The organism is Rhizorhabdus dicambivorans (genome assembly GCF_002355275.1).
Classification (GTDB): Bacteria; Pseudomonadota; Alphaproteobacteria; order Sphingomonadales; family Sphingomonadaceae; genus Rhizorhabdus; species Rhizorhabdus dicambivorans.
On record NZ_CP023449.1, the window covers coordinates 3137989 to 3163732 of the forward strand.

Here is a 25744-nt window from a genome sequence, read left to right on the forward strand (position 1 = left end):
GCCGGAAAGCGGGCCAGTCTCTGTCCTGACTTTTCAAGTCGAACTGGAAAAATACCACGGAAGTGCGGGCTTTTTGCGGAGGCCCACGCCGGGGTCTCTCAAAACCCCACTACCAGAATGTGAATGGTGCTGCCGGTGAGGATTGAACTCACGACCTCAGCCTTACCAAGGATGCGCTCTACCACTGAGCTACGGCAGCACTGCCAGCGGTTCCGCGGGCATGCCGGAGGGGTGTCCCCCGGCGGTGTGGCGGGCCTATGGACAATCGATCGCCTCGCGTCAAGGCGGCTTGCCCATTGTTATTCGATAAGATTATCGATTGCGCGATGAAGAAGCCCGATCCCACGCCGAAAGACGAGCGCGCCGAGCGGCTGGCGCAGGCGCTGCGTGCCAATCTCCTCCGCAGGAAGGCGCAGGCGCGGGCGCTGGACGACGGTTCCGCCCAGCCGCCCAGGGACGATCAATAGGGTTTTTCCCCGATCACATTGCCGCCTTCCAGATAGCGGCAGACCAGCACCTCATCCGCCTCGCTGCTGGCGATCGCGCAGCCGACCTCGGTGGTCGATCGCCAGACGAGCTGGGTATAATGGCCCACGTCGCGCCACTGGCCGGTGGTGCTGTTGCGCGGAAACGGAGCGTTGACGAAGATCTTCCGCTCGTCGACCCACAGGTTCACCATCTGCTCGGGCGTGTAATAGCCCTTGGTGCCGCGCCAGAGATTCTCGCCTTCCTCGCCATCGGTCGGGTCCGCATAATCGGCGGTGTCGCTATGTTCGAGCCCGTCGATCAGGGCGAGCTGGCGCGCCCATTCGAGCGACTGGCGGGCCAGCTTGTCGCTCCATCTGAGCGGCGGGATGCCGAGCCGGATCCGTTCGGCGTTGTGGGCCGCCAGCAGACGCTGATCGACGTCGGCCGCAGTCCATAGCGGAGCAGCTCCGCCCAGCACCAGCCAAGCCGCCGGGGCCAGCAGAAGGCGCCCCGCAATTCCGCGCCACGGCTTCATCGCGCGTCAGCCACTCCCATGCTCCGCAACCCACGCACACCCATTGGGCCAGGCATCGACTCACCCCGATCCGGCGGCTGATGATTATGCCTGTGCCGGAGCGCTTTCAAGCAGCGGCGCCGTCGCCGTGGCGAGCCAGGCGGCCGCCTGGCCATCCAGTTGCGGCCCGACGATGGCGCGCACCCGGACATGATAGGCGTCGATCCAGGCAAGCTCGCCCGCATCGAGCAGCGAGACGTCGATCAGGGAGCGGTCATAGGGCGCAAAGGTCAACGTTTCGAAGCCCAGCATCTCCTTCTCCGCGCCCTCGATCGGATGGTCGACGGTCAGGATCAGATTCTCGATCCGGATCCCATATTCGCCGGTCTTGTAATAGCCGGGCTCGTTCGAGAGGATCATGCCCGGCTGGAGCGGCTCGTCCCCTCCACCGAAGGTGGCGATGCGCTGCGGCCCCTCGTGCACCGACAAATAGGCGCCGACGCCATGGCCGGTGCCATGGGCATAATCGAGCCCTACCGCCCAGAGATATTGGCGCGCCAGTATGTCGAGCTGGCCCCCGCGCGTCCCCTTGGGGAACACCGCCCGGGCAATCGCGACATGGCCCTTGAGGACGCGGGTATAGCGGTCGCGCATCTCGGCGGTGGGTGTGCCGATCGCGACGGTGCGGGTCACGTCGGTGGTGCCGTCCTGATATTGCCCGCCCGAATCGACGAGATAGAGCGAATTGGGCTCCAGCCGGCGGTTGGTCTCCTCGCTGGCCCGATAGTGGACCACGGCGCCGTTCGGCCCCGCGCCGGAGATTGTGTCGAACGAAAGATCCTTGAGCAGGCCGGTTTCGGCGCGGAAGGCCTGGAGCCTGTCCGATGCGGTCAGTTCGTCGATCCGCCCGTCCCGTGCCTCGACCGACAGCCAGTGGAGGAAACGGCTGAGCGCGGCGCCATCACGTGCCTGGGCGGCGCGGTGCCCGGCCATCTCGACATCGTTCTTGATCGCCTTGGGCAGCACGACGGGATCGCGCTCCTCGATCAGGGTCGCGCCGCCGGCCTGGAGCGCCTCGAAGATCGCGGCCACAGCGCGCTCGGGATCGACGGCGACGGTCTTGCCTTCCATCCGCTTCAGAGCCGGCTCGAAATCCCTGCGATCATGGACGCGGACCCCGTTGCCGAGATGCTGGGCGACATGCTCGTCGATCTTGTCGGGCGCGACATAGAGATCGGCGGTCGCATCGGCGTGGACGATGGCATAGGCAAGCGCGACCGGCGTGCGATCGACATCCTTGCCCCGCACGTTGAACGCCCAGGCGATGGAGTCGAGCGCGGAGAGCACGGCGGCATCGGCCTTCTTGGCCGTCAGCCAGTCGGCCACGTCGGCCCGCTTGGCGGCCGAGCTCTTGCCAGTCAGTTCGTCGGGCTGCACCACCAGCCGCGCCGCCGAGGGCGCCGGCCGGTCGGGCCAGACGGTGTCGACGGGATTGGTGTCCACCGCGACGAGTTCGGCGCCCTTCGAGGCGAGCGCCTTCTGGGCGGCCGTCACCCAGCCCTTGGTGTGGAGCCAGGGATCATAGCCGATCCGGCCGCCATCGGGCGCATGCTGCTCCAGCCATTGCGCGGTGCTCGTCTGCGGCACCGACTGATAGCTCCAATGCTTGGCCGAGACCTGTTCGCGCACCTGCAGCGTATAGCGGCCGTCGACGAAGATCGCCGCTTCGGCCGGCAGCACCACCGCCGAGCCGGCCGAGCCCTGGAAACCGGTCAGCCAGGCGAGCCTCTGCGCGTAGGCGCCGACATATTCGCTCATATGCTCGTCGGTCAGCGGCACAACGAAACCGTCGAGCTTGCGGCGGGCCAGTTCCTCGCGGAGCGCCTTCAGCCGGTCGTCATAGGTGGACATGGGAACGGAACCTCGATCAGGGATATGGACCGAAGATAGGCGCGCGGAGAGAGCCGGGCAACGGGCCGTCTTTCGTCGCCCCGTGCTTCACCGGGGCCTATCGGCTCTCCGCCACCGCCCGCTTGTGCCGGCGCCCCTCCTCGACATAGCCGGCGACACCCTTCTGGTTGCCGGCCATCTCCTCGGACGAAAGGTCGCGCATATATTTGGCGGGGCGGCCACTCCACAGCTGGCCGCTCGGGATGCGCTTGCCGGGGGTCAGCATCGCGCCCGCCGCCAGCATGCCGTCGGATTCGATCACGCAGCCGTCCATCACGATCGCGCCGAAGCCGACAAAGGCACGGTCGTGCAAGGTGCAGCCATGGACCATGGCGAGATGGCCGATCAGCACATCCTCGCCGATCACCGTATCATATCGGCCGCCGGTGATATGGATGACACTGCCGTCCTGGACATTGGTGCGCGCGCCGATCCGGATCGAGCCGATATCGCCACGGATCACGGCATTGTACCAGATGCTCGCTCCCGCGCCGATCTGCACATTGCCGATCACCCGCGCGCCGGGGGCGACGAAGGCTTCCGGGTCGATGGCCGGGGTGATGCCTTCATAGGTCAGGATGGTGGTGCCGTCGCTCATAGGGTCTTCCCGATGCTGTAGGTGATGTGAGGCCGCAGCCGCTCTTCGAGGCCCGGCAGCGGGTGGCGGAAATCCAGTTCGGGGTGACGGGTCATGCCCAGCCGCTCCATCAGCCCCCAGGACCGGCTGTTGCCGATGGTCGTGATCGCCCAGACCCTGTCGAAGCCGAGCGCCGTCCAGCCATGGTCGAGGCAGGCTTCCGCCGCCTCGCGGGCATAGCCCTTGCCCCAATGCTCCGCCCCCAGCCGCCAGCCGATCTCGGCCTTGCCTTCCACCGGCGTATCGGCCGCACCAGGCTTGATCCCGCAGAATCCCAGGAAGGCGCCGTCGTCGCGGCGCTCCAGTGCCCAGAAGCAATGGCCGTGCGTATCGAGAAAGCCGTTCTGGCGCGCGATCGCGGCATCGACATCGGCGCGGCTCATTGGCGGGCCGAGATACTCCATCACCCGCGGATCATTGCCCATCGCCAGGAAGGGTCCGGCGTCCCGCTCATGCCAGCGCCGCAGGATCAGCCGATCGCTCTCGATCATGCCCCGAGCAGGCGCGCCGCATGGAGCGCATGATAGGTCAGCACGCCCGAGGCGCCGGCCCGCTTGAACGCCATCAGCGTCTCCAGCACCATCGCGTCGCGATCGGCCGCCCCCGCCGCGACGGCGTGCTCGATCATCGCATATTCGCCCGACACCTGATAGGCGAACACCGGCACCTCGAACCGCTGCTTCACCAGGCGGACGATGTCCAGATAGGGCAGCCCCGGCTTCACCATCACGCTGTCGGCGCCCTCGGCCAGGTCCATCGCCACCTCGCGCAGCGCCTCCTCGGCGTTGGCGGGGTTCATCTGATAGCCCTTCTTGTCGCCTTTCAGCAGCCCGCGCGTGTCGACCGCGTCGCGGAAGGGGCCGTAGAAGGCCGAGGCATATTTGGCGGCATAGGCCATGATCTGCACGTCGACATGGCCCCCGCCCTCCAGCGCGCCGCGGATCGCGCCGATCCGGCCGTCCATCATGTCCGACGGCGCGATGATGTCGCTGCCCGCCTCGGCCTGGACCAGCGCCTGGCCGACCAGCACATCCTTGGTCGGATCGTTGAGGACATGGCCCTCGGCATCGACCAGCCCGTCATGGCCGTGGCTGGTATAGGGATCGAGCGCGACATCGGTGAGCAGGCCGATATCGGGCACCGCATCCTTGATCGTGCGGATCGCGCGGCACATCAGATTGTCCGGGTTCAGCGCTTCGCGACCATCGTCGCTGCGCTTGTCGCGCGGCGTGTTCGGGAACAGCGCCAGGCAGGGGATGCCGGCGTCGCGCGCCTCCTTCGCCCGCTCGGCGATCCTCGCCAGCGGCCAGCGCGAGACCCCGGGTAGCGAAGCGATAGGCTCCACCTCGTCGCCATGGGCGATGAACAGCGGCCAGATCAGATCGGCGGGGGTGAGGACGTTCTCGGCGAACATCGCGCGGCTCCAGCCGTGGCGGCGGGGGCGGCGCAGGCGAAGCGCGGGAAAGGCGGCCTGAGTCATGCGCGCTGCTTTAGCGAGGGCGAAGCCGCAAGGCAAAGCCATCGCAACCAAGTGATTCGGTTGCCGCTACGGCACCTGAGAAGCAGCAGCTTGACGTAAGGGAAAAGGACTATGGTCTAACTTCCGGTGCCATGCACACGTTTGCACGACCGACCTTGGTCTAATCGCCTCATCCAGAAGCATGAGTAGCTCTACCTAATCCCATTATCCAACTCGGAAACCCGCGGTTTTCATGGTCTTCTTAGCTCAGGAACAAACGAACGGACGTTCCTGACAAGTATCGTTGCGTGGAGTTCGAACCTGCCGACCGGATGATTGCGGAAGGCACAAGTACGAGGAACAGGATGATGAGCGACACTGAACTGACAGCGCGTCTCAACCATCTGCTGCTCGAAACCGCGAATGCTTTTCTTCGGATAGCCCAGGAGCATCATCGCGGCCCGGCCCGGGCCGCGGAGTTCGAGATTTCGGTGGCGGTACGCCGCCGCACGATCCCGGCAGGCTTCGAAGACTGAGACTGCGCCCCGGGCGGCGACGCCCGGATGCAACAGAACGGATAGCGACATGACTGGTTCGACCCCAACGGGGGGTGCGCGACGCATCCTCGCCCGGCTCTCGCTGCTCGCCCTTCTGGCGGGCACCACGCTCGCCGCCACCGCCCACGCCGCCGTGCTGGGCCCTGACGATCGCGACGAGGCCGATGCCTTCCTGTCGACCACCCAGGAAACGCAGTTCGAGGGCCTCGGCCGGATCGAATGCCTCCAGGCCGGATCGAAGGGCGTCTCCTTCAACGCCACCGGCTGGGTCGTCGGCGCCGCCGATACCGTCATCACCGCCGCGCACACCTTCTTCCGCCGCGACCGGCGCGGCCAGACCGCCGACGTCCGCGATCCCGATCACTGCATCTTCGTGCTCTACAACGCGGATCAGAGCATCCGCGAGATCGCCAATATCCGCTATGCGGTTTCACCCTGGGCGGATCGCTCAGTGCGCGGCGACGGATCGTTCGACTTCGCGGTGCTCAAGCTCGCACGGCCGCTCCACATCTCGCGCATCCCCGCCGTTGGCACCGGCGGCAGCATCCGGCCCCGGGTCGAGCTGCTCGCCTTCCAGTCCGGCGTCCGCCAGGACCAGCGCGCCCGCGTCACCCGCGGCCACACCCAGGCCTTCCCCTATTCGCTGGTCGCTCCCAGCGAAGGATCCCGCGTAACCGACGGCTCGCGCCTCTTCGCTTCCTCCGCCAATTCGAGCGCGGGCTCGTCGGGCGGGCTCTATTATGACAGCCGCGCCAACGTCGCCTTCGGCGTGCACATCGGCACGCTCTGCGACACCGACGCGGCCGCCCCCGCCTATGATCCGATGCACTGCTTCAACTACGGCCTCCGCTTCGACCGCCGGATATTGGCGACGATCGACATGGTCGTCCGCGACAATCCGGCGGCCGAGCAGGTCGTCCGTTCCGACATCCCCTACCCCACCGCCGCCGCGACGCTCCTGGCGCTCGCGGAAGACCAGAGCATTTCCTGATCCATCCCTTTTGTCCCGAGAGGAAGAAACCATGTACCAGTCGTTCCACAGCGAAGCGTTCCAGGCTCCCGTACGGACCGCCCATCTGCCCCTGGCCCGGCGCGAGGAGCGCCACGCCGTCGCCATGCCGGCACGCCTCCGTCCCGACCTGAAGCTGACGCTTGACGCCGCCGCCGGCGGCGCCGACCAGATCTCGGACGTCATCGTCACCGATATCTCGCATCGCGGGCTTTCGGCGGTGTCCGATCAGGTCCTGATCGCCGGGACCCGCGTGATGGTGGACATGCCGGTGATCGGCCGCCGCGAAGCGGAGATACGCTGGATTTCAGACAACCGCGCCGGCTGCCGCTTCGTCGAGCCGCTCGACGAGGAGGAACTGCACGCCGCGCTGTGCGGGGACAGCCGGATGGCGCGCTGCTTTCCGGGCCTGATGTCGCCGGTCACTCCGGACCAGTGGGGCCGCGCATAAGCATAGGGCACCGATATGGACCCGAAACGGTCCTGACGCGTTTCCCTCTCGCATGCCTGACCAAAGCCCCCCAAGCTCCGCTGTCCTGATCGTCAACGCGCTGTCCCGCCAGGGACGCAAGCAGTTCGAGGCGGCCTGTGCGAAACTCCGCGACGCCGGGATCGAATTGACCGAGGCTATCGCGGTTGAACAGCCCGGCACCCTGCCCGATCGGGTCGCTCGGGTCATGCGGGAAAAGCCGCCCATGCTGATCGTGGGCGGCGGCGACGGCTCCCTGTCCTGCGCGGTCGATGAACTGGTCGGCACCGATACCGTCTTTTCCGTGCTGCCGCTCGGCACCGCGAACAGCTTTGCCCGTTCGCTGGGCATCCCGCTCGATCTCGATGGCGCGATCGATGTCATCACGGGCGGCGAGCGGCGCCGCATCGACCTGGGCATGATCGACGGCGATTATTACTGCAATTGCGCCGCGATCGGCCTGTCGACCAAGATCGGCGGCCAGATTCCACCCAAGCTCAAGAAAAGCCTCGGCCGGCTCGGCTATCTGATCTGGGCGGCGTGGCAGTCGATGAAGTTCCGCTCGTTCAAGCTGATCGTCATCCATGACGGCGTGCGCGAGGAGATGGACGCACTGGAAGTGCGCATCGCCAACGGCCCTTATCATGGCGGCGTAGAGCTGGTCGACGAGGCCGATCCGGAAAGCGGCGAGATCGTCGTCCAGGCGGTGGTCGGCCGCTCCCCCTCCCAGCTCGGCTGGAGCTGGCTGGCCAGCTGGCTGCGGTTGCGCGCGCGCAAGGACACCACCGTCGAATATCGCGGGCGCGCGATCGAGGTCGAGACGATCCCCCCGCTGAAGGTATCGATCGACGGAGAGGTGCTGGCGAAGACGCCGTTCACCGCAAAGATTGCGCCCAAGGCCGTGTGGGTCATGGTGCCGTGCCCGTCCCCGAAGAAGGCCGAAGCCGATCCGGAATGACGAAGAAGCGCTTAACCGCTTTTCGGAACAGTGCGTTAGGCCGCTGATGGCACCTCTGGCCGCGACTGTTCGCGACAGGGGAAAAACGTGCGGATTCTGGCTCTCGCATCGCAGAAGGGGGGATCGGGCAAGACGACGCTGTCGGGCCATCTCGCCGTGCAGATGGAACGCGCCGGCGCCGGCCCGGTGGTGCTGATCGACATCGATCCGCAGGGTTCGCTCGCCGACTGGTGGAACGAGCGCGAGGCCGACGCCCCCGCCTTCGCGTCGACGACGGTCGCGCGCCTAGCCACCGATCTGGAGGCGCTTCGGCAGCAGGGCTTCAAGATGGCGGTGATCGACACGCCGCCGGCCATCACCGTCGCGATCCAGAGCGTCGTCTCGGTCGCCGACCTCGTCATCGTCCCGACCCGGCCGAGTCCGCACGACCTGCGCGCGGTGGGCGCGACGGTGGAGCTGTGCGATCGCGCCGGCAAGCCGCTGATCTTTGTCGTCAATGCCGGCACGCCCAAGGCGCGCATCACATCCGAGGCCGCCATCGCCCTGTCACAGCACGGCACGGTCGCTCCGGTAACGATCCACCAGCGCACCGAGTTCGCCGCATCGATGATCGACGGGCGCACCGTGATGGAAGTCAATCCGGGCGGGCGCTCCGCCGCCGAGATCGAGCAGCTCTGGGCCTATGTATCGGACCGGATCGAGAAGAATTTCCGCAGGACCGTGATCGGCGGGGTCGCCAACAGCGCGGTCGGCCCGCTGTCCCAGCGCGCGGCCGGCGGCTTCGGCCGCAGGGTCGCGGAACGATAAGGAAGGGATGCCGATGTCCGAACCCAAGCCGGTCGCGTCGCTGACCTCATCGCTGCTCGCCCGCAAGGGCGATGCCCGCCCCGCGATCCGCCGCGCCTATGTGCCCATGGCGTCGCTCGGCGCCGCCCGCGATGCGCTGCACGAGGATCTGGGCTGGGGCGAGGGCCAGCGGACGGCGCCCCGCGCGCCGGAGCCCGCCCTGCCCGTCCGCGAGCAGCAGGAACGGCTCAGCCGCTCCTTCACCGTTACGCCCGAAAAGGCCGAACATCCGCCTGCCCCCTCCCGAGCCGCCTTCACCCTGCGGCTCGATGCCGACCGGCATCTGCGCCTGCGCCTCGCGAGCGCCGCCGCGCATCGCTCAGCGCAGCAACTCGTCACCGAGGCGCTCGATCGCTTTCTCCGGGATCAGCCCTGCCTCGACGCCTTGGCCGATCAGGTTCGGGCCAGCCGGCGACCCGGATGATATTTCAGTCCGCCGGCTGCTCCGCGCGCTCGGCCGCATCGACGAGCACATTCTTCCTCCAGCCGCCCCGGGCATAATAGAGGCTGGACAGGGCCAGGGTGAACAGTGAACCGAAGGGGAAGGCCCACCACAGGGCATCGAAATGCAGCGCGGGCTGCATGCCGACCGCGAAGCCCAGCCGGCACACCACCAGCCCGACGAACATGATCGCGACCGGAGCGATGACCGCACCATTGGCACGCGTCGTGCCGAAGAAGACCAGCGTCGCGCCCGAGAAGATGAAGCTCCAGCCCGCGATCAGCTGGATGCGCTGGGCGATCGGGATGGCCGGGCTGTCGGCGCCCAGGAACAGGCCCAGCACCGGCCTGTCGAAATAGGTCAGCAGCGTGATCAGCGCTCCCGTCAGCACCAGGTTGAACAGCAGACCACTGCGCGTGATCGCCCCCACCCTGTCCCAGCGGCCCGCGCCGATATTCTGCGCGGCCATCGCGCTGACCGCGGCGCCGATCGCCATCGCCGGCATCTGGATATAGTTCCACAGCTGGAAAGCGACGCCATAGGCCGCCGTCGCGGCCACGCCGGCATGATTGACCAGCCCCACCATCACCAGCGCGCTGATCGTCGCGACCACCATCTGCATCCCCATCATCACGCCCCGGGACACGACGAGGCGCAACAGCGCCGGCCGGGGCAGAAGATAGCGAAACTCGGCGCCGCGCAGCCGGATCGGCAGATCCCGCCCGTAGACGACCAGCAGCAGGCCCGCCATCCCCACGATGTTCGCGATCAGCGTCGCGACCCCCGAACCGACGATACCCAGTTCCGGGAAGGGGCCGATGCCCGCGATGAAGAGCGGGTTGAGCCCCGCATCAAGGACGATGCCGAGGATCATGAACCACAGCGGCGTCATCGCGTCGCCGATCCCGCGCAGCGACATCATCAGCAGCACCAGCACCGCGCTGAACGGCAAGTTCAGCAGCATGACCTTGAGATAGGCCGAAGCGAGCGGCCGGGCATCGGCGGGCGTGCCAAGCAGATGGAGCAGCTTGTCGGTCAGGCCGATGCCGGCGGCCATCATCAGGAAGGCCATGCACAGGATCAGTCCCAGGCCGGCGCCGATCGCGCGGCGCGCGCCGTCCAGGTCCTTGCGGCCGATATGCTGGCCCACCAGGATCATCGCGGCCATCCCGAAGCCGAACATCAGCGCGAAGGCCAGGAAGATGACGTTGGTGGCGTTGGCGGTCGCCGCCAGCGCCTTCTCGCCCAGGAAGCGGCCGATCCAGATCGTGTTGATCGAGGCGTTGAGCGACTGCAGGATATTGGCGAGCAGCGTCGGGACGGCGAAGCGCAGCAGCGTGCCGGCGATCGGCCCCTCGGTCAGATCCCGCTGCGCCCTCGCCACGCGCCTAGCCGAGCCGCGCCAGGGCCGCGCTCAACTGTTCCGCTTCCAGGCTTTTCTCGGCATGGTCGGCCCGGGCCTTCTCGACCGCCTCGGGCTTCGCCCTCTCGACGAAGGCCGGATTGCCGAGCCGGCCGGCCAGGCTGTCGCGCTCCTTCTCGGCCGCCGCGATGCCCTTTGCCAGCCGCGCGCGCTCGGCATCGAGATCGATCACCCCTTCGAGCGGCAGGACATAGGTCGCCTCGTCGACGACGACCTGCGCGGCCCCGCCCGCCGGGGCGTCGCCCTCGGCAAGGTCGATCCGCGCCAGCCGGGCGATGGCCACGCCGTTCGCCGCAAGCCTTGTGCGTGTCAGCTCCGATGCCCCCCGGACGTGCGCGGGCAGTCGGGCGCCGGGGGGCACGTTGAGCCCGGTCCGCGCGGCGCGCACCTCGCTGATCATCCGGATCAGCCAGTCAATCTCCTGCTGCGCCGCCGGGTCGATCGCACGCGCATCGGCCATCGGCCATTTCGCGACGATGATGTCGTAGGGCCGCGGGTGGGTGGGGCCCGCAAGCGCGTGCCACAGCTCCTCGGTGATGAACGGCATGAACGGGTGGAGCATCACCAATATCTGGTCGAGCGCCCAGCCCGCCACCGCGCGGGTCTCGGCGGCCTGGGCCTCATCCGCGCCCTCGGCCAGCAGCGGCTTGGTCAGCTCGATATACCAGTCGCAGAAGCTGGCCCAGGTGAAGTGGTAGATGGTGTTCGCCGCCTCGTCATAGCGCAGGTCGGCGATGGCGAGGTCGAGCGCCTGCACCGTCTTCACTGTCTCCGCGATGATCCAGCGATTGACGGCCAGTTCGGCCTTGGGTGCCTCGATCGTGGTCGACGCGGCGATGCCGTTGCTCTGCGCGAAACGCGCGGCATTCCAAAGCTTGGTCGCGAAATTGCGATAGCCTTCGACCCGCTTCTCATCGAGCTTGATGTCGCGGCCCTGGCTTTCCATCGCGGTGAGCGTGAAGCGCAGCGCATCGGCGCCATATTTGTCGATCAGGCCGAGCGGATCGACCGTGTTGCCCTTCGACTTCGACATCTTCGAGCCGTCCGCCGCACGGACAAGACCATGGAGATACAAGGTCTTGAAAGGCACTTCTCCCATGAAGTGGAGACCCTGCATGATCATCCGCGCATCCCAGAAGAACAGGATGTCGAAGCCCGAGATCAGCACGTCATTGGGATAATGGCGGGTCAGCAGCGATTTGCCCGCGCCCGTCGGATCGCCCTGCAAAGGCGCATCGGGCCACCCCAGCGTGCCGAACGGCCACAGCGCCGAGGAGAACCAGGTATCCAGCACATCGGGATCGCGGGTCAGCTTCGCGTTCCCCGCGAGCGCCTGCGCCGCCGCCTCGTCCTCGGCGACGAAGACGTTGCCCTGCTCGTCATACCAGGCCGGAATCTGGTGGCCCCACCAGAGCTGGCGCGAGACGCACCAGGGCTGGATGTTCTCCAGCCAGTTATAATAGGTCTTGGTCCAGCTTTCGGGGACCACCTTGATCGCGCCCGAGCGCACCGCCTCGATCGCCGGCTTGGCCAGCGTCTCGGCGTCGACATACCATTGGTCGGTCAGCCAGGGCTCGATCACCACGCCCGAACGATCGCCATAAGGCGTCTGGATGACGCGGTCCTCGATCTTCTCGAGCAGGCCCGCGGCCTCGATCGCCTCGACGACCTTGTTGCGCGCCGCGAACCGGTCGAGGCCCAGATAATCCTCGGGGATCAGGCCATCGCTCGTCTGGACGACCTTCGCCTCGGCATCGAGCATGTTAAGCATCTCGGCCGGCTTGAAGCCCGCGCGCTTGCCCACCTCGAAATCGTTGAAGTCGTGCCCCGGCGTGATCTTCACAGCACCTGAACCCAGTTCGGGATCGGCATGCTCGTCGGCGATGATCGGGATCAGCCGGCCGGTGATCGGCAGCTTCACCTGCCTGCCGATCAGCGCCCTGTAGCGGTCATCCTCGGGGTTCACCGCGACGGCCATGTCGGCCAGCATCGTCTCCGGCCGGGTGGTCGCCACCGAGATCGCGCCCGAACCATCGGCGAGCGGATAGGAGAAGTGCCAGAATTTGCCCTGGATCTCCTTCGTCTCGACCTCGAGATCGGAGATCGCGGTCTTGAGGCCCGGATCCCAGTTGACCAGGCGCTTGTCGCGATAGAGCAGCTTCTGGTTGTAGAGATCGACGAACACCTTGAGGACGGCCTTCGAAAAGCCCTCGTCCATGGTGAAGCGCTCATTCGCCCAGTCGCACGAGGCGCCGAGCCGGCGAAGCTGGCGGGTGATCGTACCGCCGCTCTCTTCCTTCCACGCCCAGACCTTCTCGACGAACTCGTCGCGGCTGAAATCGGTGCGCTTCTGGCCCTTGGCGTTCAGCTGGCGCTCCACCACCATCTGGGTCGCGATGCCGGCATGGTCGGTGCCGACCACCCACAGCGCATCCTTGCCCTTCAGCCGGGCATGGCGGACGAGCACGTCCTGCAAGGTGTCGTCGAGCGCATGGCCGATATGCAGGCTGCCCGTCACATTGGGTGGCGGGATCACGATGGTATAGGGCTCGGCATCGGGCCGCTCCGGCCGGAACAGGCCCTGCTCTTCCCAATAGGCGTACCAGCGCGCTTCGATCGCGGCGGGGTCGAATGTCTTGTCGATCGTCATGATGGCGCCGGCTTTAGCGGGATCATGCTGCGCCGCGCCACCTCTTTGTAAGCCTCCGGCTCACAAAGAGGTGGCCGCCGGTACGATCATTTCCCCTTGGTGTGCTTGTCCATCCAGCCCAGCACCTCGTCATACCATTGGATGCTGTTCTTCGGCTTCAGGATCCAGTGGTTCTCATCGGGGAACATCACCAGCCGCGATTCCACGCCCCGGCGCTGGGCAGCGGTGAAGGCGCCGATGCCCTGGGTATAGGGGATGCGGAAATCCTTCTCGCCGTGCAGGATCAGCATCGGCGTCTTCCAGGCGGTGACGTGGTGAACGGGGTTCCACTTCTCGTAATTCGCGGCGACCTCATAATAGGGGCCGCCATGCTCCCATTCGTCGAACCACAGCTCCTCGGTCTCATAGGCCATGGCGCGGGCATCGAAGACGCCGGCATGAGTGACGAGGCACTTAAACCCGTCGGGCCACCTGCCCGCAATCCAGTTGGTCATATAGCCGCCATAGGAGCCGCCCGCCGCGCAGGCGTTCGATCCGTCCAGCCAGCCATATTTAGCGGTCGCGGCGGCGAGACCCAGCTTTAGGTCCTCGAGCGGCTTGCCGCCCCAATCCTGGTTGATAGCATCGGTGAAGGCCTGGCCGTAGCCGGTGCTGCCGTGGAAATCGACCATCACCGCGGCATAGCCGGCGCCCGCGAACACCGCCGGGTTCCAGCGGTAGGACCAGCCATTGCCGAACGAGCCCTGCGGCCCGCCATGGATCAGGAAGGCGATCGGCGCCTTGGCGCCCTCCGCCAGGCCGGCGGGCTTGACCGCATAGGCCCAGACGGTGTCGCCATTGGCACCCCTGAAGCTGAAATGCGCGATGCCCGGCATGTCGATGCCGGCGAGCTTGTCCCTGTTCACCCAGGTCAGCCGCACCGGCTTGCCCTTGCCCGATCCGGCGTAGAAGTCCGACGGGGCGGTGATCCCGTTCAACGTATAGACATAGCCCTTGGGCGTCGCGAGCACGGTGCCGGCGGTGCCCTCCCCGGTCAGCCGGGTCGGCTTGCCGCTCTTCACATCGACGGCGAAGACGGGCTCATTGCCCGTATCCCCGGCGGTGACGTAGAGCCGCGTGCCGTCCCTGCTCCATGTCAGGCTGCCGACCGAACGATCCCAGCCCTCGGTGAGCGCGCGGGTTTCGCCCGTCGCGAGGTTGCGGAGCTGGATCACCTGCCGGTCGGCTTCGTAGGTGGGCCGCTTCATCGCGACATAGGCAAGCCATTTGCCGTCCGGCGAAACGGTGGGCAGCGTGTCGGTGGCGTCGTTGGCGTCGGTCAGGTTGACCGGCGCGGCCGATCCGTCAGCGGGCGCCGCGAAGATGTCGAGGTTGGTCGACAGCGGTTCGGTCGTCCCCGCCTCGCGCAGGGTGAAATAGACGGTCCGCCCGTCCTTGCCCCAGGCCAGTTCGCTGCCGTCGCCGAACGGCTTGGAGGGGCTGTCGCCGACCAGCGCGCCTCCGATCGCGACGCCATCGCCTTCGGCCTTGCCATCCTTCAGCGGCAGCACGAACAGTTGCGAGCGCTGACCGTCGCTCCATGCGTCCCAATGGCGGACGAAATAGCCGTCATAGGTACGGCCGCTGCCGCCCTTCGCCCCCGGCTTGACGTCGGCCAGCGAACGGGCGCCGACCGGGCGATCGGCCCAGACGAGCAGCCTGTCCCCCGTGGGCGAGATCCTGAAGCCGCCGACATCCTGATCGGCGACCAGTTCGGGCGCGCCGCCATCGATCGAGATCCGCCAGACCGCGCTCTTGCCATCCTTGTCGGCGGTGAAGAACACCCAGCGCCCATCGGGGGTGAAGGCGGGCGCCGACTCGTTCCTGGCCGGATCGGCGGCGAGCTTTTCGGGCGCCGCGCCCTTTCTCGTCAGGTCGAGCCGCCACAGGTCGGTGCGGCCCTTGTTCGCGGCCATGTCGGTCTCGCGCTGGTCCCAGACGAGCCAGCGGCCGTCGGGCGAGACATCGGCGGCACCGATGCGCGAGAAGCTGGCGACATCCTGGATGGTGAGCGGGCGGGCATGCGCGGCAGCGCCAATGCCCGCGGCGAGGCCAATGGCCACAAGCGGGAGTTTCTGCATCGGCATGCGATAGACCAAAGCCGGCCCGCCGCCAACAACTGTGTCAGTAGCGTGGTACAGTCAGGACGGCGTCGCCCTGCCTACGCTTCCTTGTCGATCATCCGGCGAATCTCGGTCTGCACCATCCGCTCGACCATGTCGGGCAGGTTCTTCTCGATCCACTCCGCCAGCATCGGCTGGAGCATCTCGCGGACCAGCGCATCGAGCGTGATGTCGCCGCCCGTGGGGCGCGGGGTCGGCGTGCGCGGCAGCAGGTCGCGCGGCACGGGGCGCGGCGTGGCGGGGGGCAGTTCGGCCTCGGCCTGGCGCAGCCGTTCGACGGCGCGCTGGACCTGCGGCGGCTCGGATGCCGCCGCCGGTTCGGGCGTCGCGCGCGGCCGATAGGCTTCGGGCGCGCGATCGGTCAGGTCGAGCACCGATTCGGGTGGCGCCGGCGGTTCAGCCCGTCGTGGCCAGGACGGCGGCGGTTCGGACGCGTTCGCGCGCGGCGGGGGGGCCATCGACGGCACGCGCGGCACAGCGGTGGGAGCGGCCTGCGGGGGTTTCGGCACAGCGCCCGGTTCGTCTGCGATGATGCGCTTGATGGAAGCGAGGATATCTTCCATCGACGGTTCGGAACGCGGATCGGCCATCCGCCGAATATAAGCTATTTTGCCGGGCTTTCCACCGCACTGTGCGACGGCACCGCCGAGACGCTGGGCTGGCCCCGCGTCGAGGTGGCCACCGGCTTGGGCTTGGGGTCGCTGTCCCAGTCCCAGATGCGGCCGTGGACCCGCTTGTAATTGGCAACCGGATCGTAAAGCGAGCCGCCGTCGAGGCCTAGGTCTTTAGCTTGGGCGCGTCCCATCGCCGCGAGCAATTCGAAGCCACGGACGTAGGCGTCGCGCTTGGCGGAGACCAGCGTCTGGCGCGCGTTCAGGAGTTCCTGCTCGGCGTTGAGCACGTCGAGGACGTTGCGGGTACCGACGCCCTGTTCGGCGCGCGTGCCTTCGAGCGCGAGCTCATTGGCCGACACCGCCGCCTGCGAGGAGTCGATCACTCCCAGCGCCGCCTGATAGCGCGAGAAGGCGACACGGGCATCCGCGATCACCGCGCGCTCGGCGGCGGTCTGCGCCTCGATCGCCTGGCTCTTGCGCGCCTGCGCCTGGCGGACGCGGGCGCCGGGCTCTCCGCCCTGATAGAGCGGAATCTGCGCCTGCAGGCCTACCGTCGCGGTCTTGTCGATCTGCTTGATACCGGCCGCGCCGCCAGCGAGCGTGCCCTGATAGTCGACATAGTTGCCGGTACCGAAGGCCGAGATGCGCGGCATCCACTGCGCCTCGGCGACGCCGATGTCATATTCGGCGGCCCTGGTGGCCTCCTTCGCGGCGACGAGATCGGGATTGTTCTCGACCGCCATGTCGACCGCGTCATCGGACGTGGCGGGCAGGCCCGGCAGCGGCGGCGGTGGCGCGAGATTGTCCGGGAATTTGCCCACCACTTCCAGATAATTCTGGCGGCTGGCATCGAGATTGGCCTGGGCCGACTGAAGGTTTGCCCGCGCGCCGGCGAGCCGCGCCTCGGACTGGGCGACGTCGGTGCGGGTGAGGTCGCCGACCTGGAAGCGATCGTTGCTCGCCTGCAGGTTGGTCTCCAGCACCTTGACGTTGTTGGCGTTGAAATCGACGATCTCGGTGTCGCGGATCACGTCCATATAGGCGGACACGACCATGGCGAACACGTCGCCCTCGGTGGCCTGCAGATTGGCGCGGCCCTGGCCAACCCGCGCCTTGGCGGCACGGATCGAATTGCGCACGAACCCGCCCTGGTACAGCGGGATGGTCGCATCCACCGTACCTCCGATCGACTTCTTGGGCTGGGTGAAGCTGTTCGCCGAGCGCTTGACGAAACGGTTATACTGCGCCGTGGCGCTGAGATCCGGCAGGCCCTGGGCGCGGGCGATGCCGACATCCTCATCGGTTGCGCGCAGACCGGCCCGCGCGCCGGTCAGCGTCGGATTCGATGCATAGGCCTGGGACAGCGCATCGCGCAGCGTATCGGCCTGCGCCGGGGCGATGCCCGCCACCGCCGCCATCGCCGCGAGAGAAACGCCCCAGCGGCCCAGCGCCGCGCCCCCAAACATGGCTTTCACTCTATGCTTTCCCTGTCAGAAGCTGAAGGCCGGCGGCTTGGCGAAGCCGGGCAGCACGGCGACATCCGCATCGGCGAAGGATTGCGTACCGAACCCCTTGCCGGCGCGGACGCCCGATATGAGGCGGGTGACGCCCTGGTCGACGATGGCACCCACCAGCCGGCCGCCATCGGCCAGCTGGTCGATCAGCGCCTGCGGAATCTCCTCGACCGCGCCATCGATATAGATCAGCGAATAGGGTGCGCCCTTCCGGCTTCCCGCCGCGGGGGTCGCCTTGATCCAGGTCGCTCCGGGCGCGGCCTTCTTGCCGGCCGCGACAAGATCCGCATCCTCCTCGACCGCGACGACCGATGCGCCCAGCCGCTCCAGCAGGGCGGCGACATAGCCCGTCGCGGCCCCCACCAGCAGGGCGTTGTCACCGGGCCGCACCTGCGCCTGGGTCAGCAACCGCCCCGTCACCATCGGCGAGTTGAGCGCACGGCCGCCGCCGATCGGCAGGGTCAGGTCGGCATAAGCGAGACGGGCATTGTCGCCCGGCACGAAGCGCTCGCGCGCCACATCGCCCATCGCCGCGACGACGCGGGCATCGCTGACGCCGGTGGTGCGCAGCTGGCTCACTACCATGGCACGGCGCATCTGCTCGAAATTCTGCTCGGTCACTGGCTTTCCCGCCTCTTGGTGTATTGGGGATACAATACAGTTGGAAATGCTTCAAGGCTTTATCGCGTTGCCGCATCTCCGCCAAGCGCCATCTCCTCCGCCATGGAGATGCCTGGTTCGGCGACAGGAAGATGCGACCTTGACGGAGGGAATTGCGGACCCTAGAGCCCCCCGCACCACGAAATGCCCTGATTTCCCGGTATGGCCCGATGGCGGAGTGGTTACGCAGAGGACTGCAAATCCTTGCACGCCGGTTCGATTCCGGCTCGGGCCTCCAGGAGACTGTCGCACACCGGCGTCGACCGGCGCACAATCAGCGAAATCGCCCTGTTTTCCGGGAAAAGAGGTGGCGCGTACTGGCGCTCAAGCGCGACTCACGTGGGGGTATCGTAGGGGTAGTCGAACAGAACGGGGCTCGCGGGCACCTTTATATAGATTTGAACGCCTTGTTCTACACGGCGCGGGTGGGCCGAGGATTTTGCCTACCGCCGCCGCCGATGACACCTACCAAGCGGGACGGTACACGCCGCTACACCTTAGCATCGGCGGGTTCTCCAAGGATCGCCTCAATCCTGTCGCGCCGCAACGCGACTAAGGACTTTGTCGGATTTTATTACAGTTTGCGTGGTACCTATCCTTCGTGACGGCCCTGCAACGGTGGAGAATCGAGGAATCCAGTCGGATGGCATGGTTCGTGCTTGGTTTTTGGTAAGCACATGGGGATTGTCTTGAGATGAACGGCCTGAGACTGACCGTTGCAGCGATCTGGGCAAGCGCCGCCATGACGGCGCTACCGGTCCATGCGGCTTATTTCCCGGCGGGATGGGACTCAACCGACCATGTCACCATCGGCAAGGATCAGACCGGTTTCAATTTCGTGGTCGACTATCTTGGCAAAGCGGATGACAGCTACACGTCCAAGCTGAGCGCGCTGGGCAGCTTCACCTTCTCCGGCCTCTCGAACTCGAACAAGACTTGGAACTTCAACTATTCGATCACCAATGATTCTGCATATGATTCGCGGATCAGGTCGTTCGGCTTCGATGTCGATCCGAATGTCCGGAACAATACATCAGGCGCCGTGGGGACAAGCGGCTTCACCTATGATTGGTTGAATGCCAGCTACATCGAGGGCGTCGGCACCATGGACGTCTGCTTCGCGGCGGGCAGCGACGGATGCACCGCGCACGGCTCGGGCGGCATCAACGATGGCAGCACGCTGAACGGAAGCTTCGCGCTCACCTTCGCTACTGTCATGGAAGAGATCGATTTCGATCATTTCGCGATGAAGTTCGTGAGTGTTAATCCTTCGGTGAACGGACAGAATTGGGGTGCCGGTCTCGGCACGATCGCCTCTATCACGCCACCCAACAGCCAACCGATCACCGCGCCCGAACCCGGCACTTGGCTAATGATGCTGGGCGGATTTGGCTTGGTCGGGCATGCCCTGCGAAAGCGGCCAGGAAAATCGTGGCGGCCCCGTATAGCGTAGATAGTTGATGTCCGCCCGGCTTCGGCTCGAGCAGCGCGCGGCGGCGCCTCGAGAGGCGTTCCGTCCTTGCAGGGCAGCATATCGGGGAGCCGCCGCGCTGCCATGCAAAAGGCCGACCGCTCGCCGGTGGGGGCCGGACGAACGATCGGCCGATCTCGCAACGGATCGATGAACCTCCGTCCCGTTGGGGGTAGGAAAGAGGGTATCGAGCGCCCGAAGCTTGCGGCAGGCCCGTATGCGGGCCACCACCAGGCCCATGGACCGCAAAAGTCGGGCCCCGGGCAGTGTCTCTCCGTCTCTGTAACCGTTACACATTGTTGCTGGCGTCGGGGCGAATGAGCGGTGACTCCCGCCTCGGTTCGCGCTATTCGAAACGGTGATGAGCGACACCACCGAGGCGGCGATCGATCGCGGCAAAGCGGAATTGCGGCAATGCGCCGGGCCTGCCGCTGGCCTCAACACCGACCTGATGCGCGAGGAACTGCAGGCCGTCATCGCCTCGCCCGATTTCTCACGCGCGCCGATCATGAAGCGGCTGCTCTCCTTCCTCGTCGGCGAGACCGCAGCCGGTCGCGGCGATCAGCTCAAGGCCTATTCGGTCGCGGTGGACGGGCTCGGCCGGGCGCCCGACTATGACGCGCGGGCCGACAGCTATCCGCGCGTCCAGGTCGGCCGGTTGCGCCGGATGCTCGACAATTACTACGCGTCGAATCAGCCCGCAGCTGGATTGCGCCTGGCGATCCCCAGCGGCCGTTACCGCGTCGCGCTCCAACCCGCGACCGCCGACGCCGAAGCCGCGGCGGCCACAGCCGGCGATGGGGAGATGCTGCCCGAACGGCCATGGCAGTTCGGCTGGCAGATATTCCTTCTCCTCCTGTTGGTCCTGCTGGTTGCGATGGCACTGGTCCGGGTGTTGCCGATGCGCGCCGCCGTCCCCAATGCCGGCCGGGAGCGACCCGTGCTTCAGGTCGGCGGCACCGCGATGGCGCGCGAGGGCCAGTTCGGCAACCTCGTCCGCGTCACCCTGATCAACGGCCTCGCCCGCAGCAACGTCTTCGACCTGCGCGCCCTGCCCCGTTCCGGGCAACGCGATTCCAGGACGCCCGTAGCGCGCTACCGGCTGGGCACCGACCTGATCGAAGGGGATCATCCGCGCCTGTTCCTGCGGCTGTCGAGCGTCGCGCCCGACCGGCTGATCTGGTCCGGCGACATCAGCCTCGCCGGCGTCGGACAGCTCGACGGCGAGGCGCTCGACCGGACGCTGGCGCCGATGATCGCGTCGATCGGCAAGGTCAACGGCCTGATCGCGACACATGAGCTGCAGGCGTATCGGGGGCTGGAGGCCGCCGGCTACAGCTGCCTCCTCCTCTATCACCGCTACCGCAAGGAACGCACGCTCACAGAACTGGACCACGTCCAGGCCTGTCTCGACCGCAGCCTGAAGCTGAACCCGAACAATGCCGAGATGCAGGCCGCGGCGGCGCAATTGACCATCGAGCAGATGGTCAGTTCCGAAACCCCGCCGCGCGATCGCCCCGCCCTGCTTCTGACGGCGCGGCGCCATGCCCAGATCGGCACCTCGATCGATCCGTTCGATGCGTGGGCGAACGCCGCCAGCGCGCGCGTTGCGGTTGCGCGCGGCGCCTGCGCCCAGGCCATCGGTTTCGCCACGCGGGCCGCGCGGATCCAGCCCTACGATCCGGCCCTGCTATCCGACATCAGTGTCTATCTGCTCGATTGCAACGATCCGCGCGCCGAGAGCTATGCGCGCCGTGCCATCGCCCTGGCCGACGATCCCGACGGACGGTTCTACACGCCGCTGCTGCTGCTTGCGATCGCGCGCGACGACCGGGCCCTGGCCCACGAGGCACTGGCCCATATGGCGCCGCCCGCCCTGGGGGAAGCCGCCCGCTTCCACCTGATCAGCGCCGCCGGATATGCGATGATAGGCGATCTGCCCCGTGCCCGCGCGGCATGGTCGCAGCTTCAGACCGGCAAATCGCCCGTTGCCCAGGATCCGAAGGGCTTCTTCGAACGGCTGGGCTATGCGGCCGATCTGCAGGCCAAGGCGATCGGTCATCTGCGCCGGGCCCGGCTCATCGCCGGCTGATCGCGGGCTTTCCCGTAGCGGGATTGGCTTTCGCCCCGGGGGATTGCACGATAAGGTCGTTGTTGCCGCCTGGGCAGCGGCACGGCCGGTTCGCTACCGGATAGAGAGGGGAGCAAGATTATTTCGGCGATATTGGATCTGCCGCATCGGCTGGCAGGGCGCAAACCCGACCTGTGGGCCGATGTGATCGTGGCCGCGGCGGCGGTGGGCCTTGCCGCGGCCTGCCGGATGCTGGTCGACCTCTTCGCGCCGGGCGTGATGGCCTATGCCTTCGTCTTTCCGGCCGTCATCTTCGCCAGCCTCATCGCCGGTGCCCGCGCAGGCCTGATCGCCACCGTCTGCTGCCAGTTGCTGATCTGGTATTATGTCATCCCGCCGCGCCGTTCATGGGACATAGGCATTGCCGATGTCATCGGCCTGGTCGTCGCCTCGATATCGCTGATCCTCACCATCTGGCCGGTTTCCTCATTCCGCTCCACCGCGCTGCGCCTGCGCGAAGAGCAGCAGCGCCATCTCGATCTGCTGTCGCTGGCGCTGCGCGAGGTGGATCACCGCACCCGCAACAATTTCCAGATCGCCGCCTCGCTGCTGCTGTCGCGCGCCGCAGCCCAGACGGACCGTGGCGTCAGCGACGAATTGCAGGCGGCCGCCGGGCGGCTGCAATCGCTGGCCTCGGTCTATTCGAATCTTGCGCTCAGCAGCGCCGACCTGTCGACGGTGCTGCTCCACGACCATCTTCGCGAGGTATGCGACCGCATCCGCGAGGGAATGTTGCCGGCCGGCGTTACGCTCAGCTTCGATGCCGAGCCGATCCAGGTTCCGGCCCAGAAAGCGGTGGCCATCGCGCTGATCGTCAACGAATGCCTGACCAATGCCGCCAAGCACGCCTTCCCCGAGGGGCTTGGCGCGGTGGCGGTGTGGGTACGCCCCGAGGAGGGCCAGATACGCATCACCATCGAGGATGACGGTCGCGGCCGCGAGGATAGCGGTGAAAGCGGCACCGGATCGAAGCTGATGCACGTGCTCGCCCGCTCGCTGCACGCCGATCTGGAGATCACCAGCGCGACCACCACCGATCGCGGAACCCGCTGCGAACTGAAGGTGCCGCTCTAATTCGATCGGCCTTCAGCCGCGCGGCTCGAGCCGCCCCGGCCCCCGAGTGTCGAATTAACCGAATCTGCCCGTCACATAGTCGCGGGTCCGCTGCCCGCGCGGGTTCGCGAAGAGTTCCTCGGTCGGCTGGAACTCCATCATCCGGCCGAGATACATGAACCCGGTGTGGTTGGAGATGCGCGCCGCCTGCTGGAGGTTGTGGGTCACGATCACGATCGTGAAATCCTCGCGCAGCTCGATCAGCGTCTCTTCCAGCTTGGCGGTCGAGACCGGATCAAGCGCTGAAGCCGGCTCGTCGAGCAGCAGCACGTCGGGCTCCACGGCGATGCCGCGCGCGACGCACAGCCGCTGCTGCTGGCCGCCCGACAGGCCGAGGCCCGACGAATGGAGCTTGTCCTTCACCTCGTCCCACAGTGCGGCGCGGCGGAGCGCCTTCTCGACGATCTGGTCCATCTCGGCGCGGCTCTTGCGCTGGTAGAGGCGGACGCCGAAGGCGACATTGTCGTAGATCGACATCGGAAAGGGTGTCGGCTTCTGGAACACCATGCCGACCCGCGCACGCAGGCCGGCGACATCGACCGGCGAACGCACCATTCCGGCATCGTCCCCGCCATCGCGCTCCCGCAACAGCGCCAGGCTCTTGCGGTCGGCGAGCACGTCATGCCCGTCGAGCAGGATGCGGCCCACCGCATGCTGCCTGGGATAGAGATCGTAGATGCGGTTGAGCGCGCGCAGCAGCGTCGACTTGCCGCAGCCCGACGGGCCGATCAGCGCGGTGATCTTGTGGCGCTCGACCGGCAGGTCGACGCCATAGAGCGCCTGGGTCTTGCCGTAGAAGAAATCGAGCTTGCGGGCCTCGATCGCGAGATGATCGCGCGACGGGAAGGCGAGATGCACTTCCTCGGTCAGGTGCGCGGGAATGTCGTTCATGAGCGGCGGGCCTCCCGGGCGATGACCCGCCCGATGATATTGATGGAGAGAACGGCAACGGCGATCAGCAGCGCGCCCACCCAGGCCAGCCGCTGCCAATCGTCATAGGCGGACAGCGCGAACTGGAAGATGGTGGTCGGCAGGCTGGCCATCGGCTGGCTCATATCCGCCGAGAAGAACTGGTTGCCGAGCGCGGTGAACAGCAGCGGCGCGGTTTCGCCGCTGATCCGGGCAAAGCCCAGCAGCGCGCCGGTGACGAGGCCGGCACGGGCCGCCTTCCAGACGATCTTGCGGATCACGAAGGCACGGCTTGCCCCCAGCGCCATCCCCGCCTCGCGCAGCGCGCTGGGCTGGAGGCTCAATATATCCTCGGTCGTCCGGGTCACGATCGGCATGGCGAGGATGGCGAGCGCCACCGCGCCGGCCCAGCCCGAAAAGCCGTGGAACGGCCGCACCAGTATCTCATAGACGAACAGGCCGACCAGGATCGACGGCGCGGAGAGCAGCACATCGTTCAGGAAGCGCACGGCATGGCCATAGGGCGTGTTGCCGCCATATTCGGACAGCCAGGTCCCGGCCAATATACCGACGACCACCGCGATCAGCAGGCCGATGCCGCACATCATGATCGAACCCATGATCGCGTTGGACAGGCCACCTTCGGATCCCGGCGCCGGCTGGGTCATGGTGAAGATCTTGCTGTCGATCCCGCCCAGCCCCTTGCTGAGCAGCGACCAGAGGATCAGCACCAGCGCGGTCAGCGCGATGAGCGTCGCCGCCGCCGTCAGCACGATGAAGATGATGTTGTAGATGCGGCGGATCGAAGCGCGGTCCATGGCGATCCTCCTCAATATTTCTGGCCGCCGAGGAGCGCGCGGGCGATCGCGAGCACCCCGAAGGTGATCAGGAAGAGGACGAGGCCGAGCGCCACCAGCGCGGCGCTGTGCATGTCGCTGGTCGCCTCGGCGAACTCGTTGGCGATGGTCGAGGCGATCGTCGATCCGCTGGCGAACATCGAATCGGGGAAGCCATGGGCGTTGCCGATGATGAAAGTCACCGCCATCGTCTCGCCCAGCGCGCGGCCGAGGCCGAGCATGATCACGCCGACCATGCCACGCCGGACATAGGGTATGACGACCGAACGTATTACCTCGAACGGGGTGCAGCCCAGGCCGTAGGCGGCCTCGCGCAGCTGCGGCGGCACGGTCATGAACAGCTCGCGGAACACTGCCGCCATATAGGGCAGGATCATAACCGCCAGGATCATCGAGGCGGTGAAGATGTTGGCGCCATTGGGAATGCCGGCGAACAAGGTCTCCTGCCAGGAGCCGGGCTCGGCCTCCATGATCAGCGGCAGCTGGACATGCTCGGCAAACCAGGGCGCCAGCACGAACAGGCCCCACATGCCGTAGACGATCGACGGGATGCCGGCGAGCAGCTCGACCGCGATCGCGATAGGCCGCGATACGGCGCGCGGGCAGAATTCGACCAGGAACACCGCGACGCCCAGCGCCAGCGGCAGCGCCATGACCAGTGACAGGAAGGCGGTGATCAGTGTGCCGACGATCGGCCCGGCCGCGCCATAGACTTCGGTGACCGGGTTCCATTCGCTGCTGGTGAGGAAGCCGAAGCCGAACTGCTGGAAGGCCGGCCAGCCGCCGATCGCGAGGCTGATGACAACCCCGCCGAGCGTGGCGAGCAGCAGGGTCGCGGCGCCAAAGCAGGCGGCGTGGAAAATCGCCTCGCCCGCCGATCGCGACGGGCCGAACCTCGATGTGTCTGTGGGAGCGGCGCTTGCCATGTCTT

General features: G+C 66.8%; 24 protein-coding genes and 2 tRNA genes. 11 read left to right on the forward strand and 15 right to left on the reverse strand.

The window, feature by feature from the left end; genetic code table 11:
• Positions 1-124: 124 nt before the first annotated feature.
• Positions 125-199 (reverse strand) — tRNA-Thr (locus tag CMV14_RS14820).
• Positions 200-326: 127 nt separating this feature from the next.
• Here CMV14_RS14820 and CMV14_RS26800 point away from each other — a divergent pair.
• Positions 327-467, forward strand: a complete 141-nt coding sequence (locus CMV14_RS26800; RefSeq protein ID WP_176489043.1) for a hypothetical protein — start codon at positions 327-329, stop codon at positions 465-467.
• Here the strand turns inward: CMV14_RS26800 and CMV14_RS14830 are convergent.
• From CMV14_RS14830 to hemB, 5 genes are all read right to left on the reverse strand, one after another.
• Positions 461-1003 (reverse strand): CAP domain-containing protein, encoded by a 543-nt coding sequence (locus tag CMV14_RS14830; protein WP_066962842.1) that lies wholly within the window; start codon positions 1001-1003, stop codon positions 461-463. The genes CMV14_RS26800 and CMV14_RS14830 overlap by 7 nt on opposite strands.
• 84 nt (positions 1004-1087) lie before the next feature.
• Positions 1088-2893, reverse strand: coding sequence for an aminopeptidase P family protein (locus tag CMV14_RS14835; protein ID WP_066962845.1), 1806 nt, complete (start codon positions 2891-2893; stop codon positions 1088-1090).
• A 97-nt stretch (positions 2894-2990) separates the two neighbouring features.
• Entirely contained in the window at positions 2991-3530 is a 540-nt protein-coding gene (locus CMV14_RS14840; RefSeq protein WP_066962848.1) for a gamma carbonic anhydrase family protein, read from the reverse strand.
• Entirely contained in the window at positions 3527-4060 is a 534-nt protein-coding gene (locus CMV14_RS14845; protein WP_066962851.1) for a GNAT family N-acetyltransferase, read from the reverse strand. The genes CMV14_RS14840 and CMV14_RS14845 overlap by 4 nt, the downstream gene beginning before the upstream one ends.
• Complete coding sequence (gene hemB / locus CMV14_RS14850; protein WP_066962854.1) at positions 4057-5049, reverse strand: porphobilinogen synthase; 993 nt, start codon at positions 5047-5049, stop codon at positions 4057-4059. The genes CMV14_RS14845 and hemB overlap by 4 nt, the downstream gene beginning before the upstream one ends.
• Positions 5050-5396: 347 nt before the next feature.
• Between hemB and CMV14_RS26805 the strand changes: the two genes are divergently transcribed.
• The 6 genes from CMV14_RS26805 (at position 5397) to CMV14_RS14870 (ending at position 9291) form a co-directional block, all read left to right on the forward strand.
• Positions 5397-5564 (forward strand): hypothetical protein, encoded by a 168-nt coding sequence (locus tag CMV14_RS26805; protein ID WP_176489044.1) that lies wholly within the window; start codon positions 5397-5399, stop codon positions 5562-5564.
• A 49-nt stretch (positions 5565-5613) separates the two neighbouring features.
• Positions 5614-6576 carry a trypsin-like peptidase domain-containing protein gene (locus tag CMV14_RS26485; protein WP_066962857.1) on the forward strand — a complete coding sequence of 321 codons (963 nt, stop codon included), beginning with the start codon at positions 5614-5616 and terminating at the stop codon, positions 6574-6576.
• Positions 6577-6607: 31 nt separating this feature from the next.
• Complete coding sequence (locus CMV14_RS26810; protein ID WP_066962862.1) at positions 6608-7045, forward strand: PilZ domain-containing protein; 438 nt, start codon at positions 6608-6610, stop codon at positions 7043-7045.
• Between the two features lie 52 nt (positions 7046-7097).
• Positions 7098-8021: a diacylglycerol/lipid kinase family protein gene (locus tag CMV14_RS14860; protein WP_066962866.1), complete on the forward strand. Its 924-nt coding sequence runs from the start codon at positions 7098-7100 to the stop codon at positions 8019-8021.
• An 87-nt stretch (positions 8022-8108) separates the two neighbouring features.
• Entirely contained in the window at positions 8109-8828 is a 720-nt protein-coding gene (locus tag CMV14_RS14865; protein ID WP_066962868.1) for an AAA family ATPase, read from the forward strand.
• 13 nt (positions 8829-8841) lie between these two features.
• Positions 8842-9291 (forward strand): hypothetical protein, encoded by a 450-nt coding sequence (locus CMV14_RS14870; RefSeq protein ID WP_066963135.1) that lies wholly within the window; start codon positions 8842-8844, stop codon positions 9289-9291.
• 4 nt (positions 9292-9295) lie between these two features.
• Here CMV14_RS14870 and CMV14_RS14875 read toward each other — a convergent pair whose 3' ends face one another.
• The 6 genes from CMV14_RS14875 to CMV14_RS14900 form a co-directional block, all read right to left on the reverse strand.
• Positions 9296-10693: an MATE family efflux transporter gene (locus CMV14_RS14875; protein WP_066962871.1), complete on the reverse strand. Its 1398-nt coding sequence runs from the start codon at positions 10691-10693 to the stop codon at positions 9296-9298.
• Between the two features lie 4 nt (positions 10694-10697).
• On the reverse strand, positions 10698-13382 hold the full coding sequence (locus CMV14_RS14880; RefSeq protein ID WP_066962874.1) for a valine--tRNA ligase: 2685 nt from the start codon (positions 13380-13382) through the stop codon (positions 10698-10700).
• A gap of 86 nt (positions 13383-13468) precedes the next feature.
• Positions 13469-15502, reverse strand: a complete 2034-nt coding sequence (locus CMV14_RS14885) for a S9 family peptidase (protein ID WP_066963138.1) — start codon at positions 15500-15502, stop codon at positions 13469-13471.
• Between the two features lie 80 nt (positions 15503-15582).
• Positions 15583-16134 carry a DUF2497 domain-containing protein gene (locus tag CMV14_RS14890; RefSeq protein ID WP_066962877.1) on the reverse strand — a complete coding sequence of 184 codons (552 nt, stop codon included), beginning with the start codon at positions 16132-16134 and terminating at the stop codon, positions 15583-15585.
• A 14-nt stretch (positions 16135-16148) separates the two neighbouring features.
• Positions 16149-17624, reverse strand: a complete 1476-nt coding sequence (locus tag CMV14_RS14895; RefSeq protein ID WP_066962880.1) for a TolC family outer membrane protein — start codon at positions 17622-17624, stop codon at positions 16149-16151.
• Between the two features lie 24 nt (positions 17625-17648).
• Entirely contained in the window at positions 17649-18293 is a 645-nt protein-coding gene (locus tag CMV14_RS14900; protein ID WP_176489045.1) for a protein-L-isoaspartate O-methyltransferase family protein, read from the reverse strand.
• A gap of 203 nt (positions 18294-18496) precedes the next feature.
• Here CMV14_RS14900 and CMV14_RS14905 point away from each other — a divergent pair.
• The 4 genes from CMV14_RS14905 (at position 18497) to CMV14_RS14920 (ending at position 23008) form a co-directional block, all read left to right on the forward strand.
• Positions 18497-18570 (forward strand) — tRNA-Cys (locus CMV14_RS14905).
• Positions 18571-19026: 456 nt separating this feature from the next.
• Positions 19027-19785, forward strand: coding sequence for a cistern family PEP-CTERM protein (locus CMV14_RS14910; RefSeq protein ID WP_083215834.1), 759 nt, complete (start codon positions 19027-19029; stop codon positions 19783-19785).
• Positions 19786-20164: 379 nt separating this feature from the next.
• Positions 20165-21895 carry a hypothetical protein gene (locus CMV14_RS14915; protein WP_066962883.1) on the forward strand — a complete coding sequence of 577 codons (1731 nt, stop codon included), beginning with the start codon at positions 20165-20167 and terminating at the stop codon, positions 21893-21895.
• A gap of 132 nt (positions 21896-22027) precedes the next feature.
• Positions 22028-23008: a sensor histidine kinase gene (locus CMV14_RS14920; protein ID WP_238147048.1), complete on the forward strand. Its 981-nt coding sequence runs from the start codon at positions 22028-22030 to the stop codon at positions 23006-23008.
• 54 nt (positions 23009-23062) lie between these two features.
• Here the strand turns inward: CMV14_RS14920 and CMV14_RS14925 are convergent, their stop codons facing one another.
• From CMV14_RS14925 to pstC, 3 genes are read right to left on the reverse strand one after another with little or no spacing between them, the layout of a single operon-like run.
• Positions 23063-23938 (reverse strand): phosphate ABC transporter ATP-binding protein, encoded by an 876-nt coding sequence (locus CMV14_RS14925; RefSeq protein ID WP_066962886.1) that lies wholly within the window; start codon positions 23936-23938, stop codon positions 23063-23065.
• Positions 23935-24774, reverse strand: coding sequence for a phosphate ABC transporter permease PstA (gene pstA / locus CMV14_RS14930; RefSeq protein WP_066962889.1), 840 nt, complete (start codon positions 24772-24774; stop codon positions 23935-23937). The genes CMV14_RS14925 and pstA overlap by 4 nt, the downstream gene beginning before the upstream one ends.
• 11 nt (positions 24775-24785) lie before the next feature.
• Entirely contained in the window at positions 24786-25739 is a 954-nt protein-coding gene (gene pstC, locus CMV14_RS14935; RefSeq protein WP_066962892.1) for a phosphate ABC transporter permease subunit PstC, read from the reverse strand.
• Positions 25740-25744: the final 5 nt, after the last annotated feature.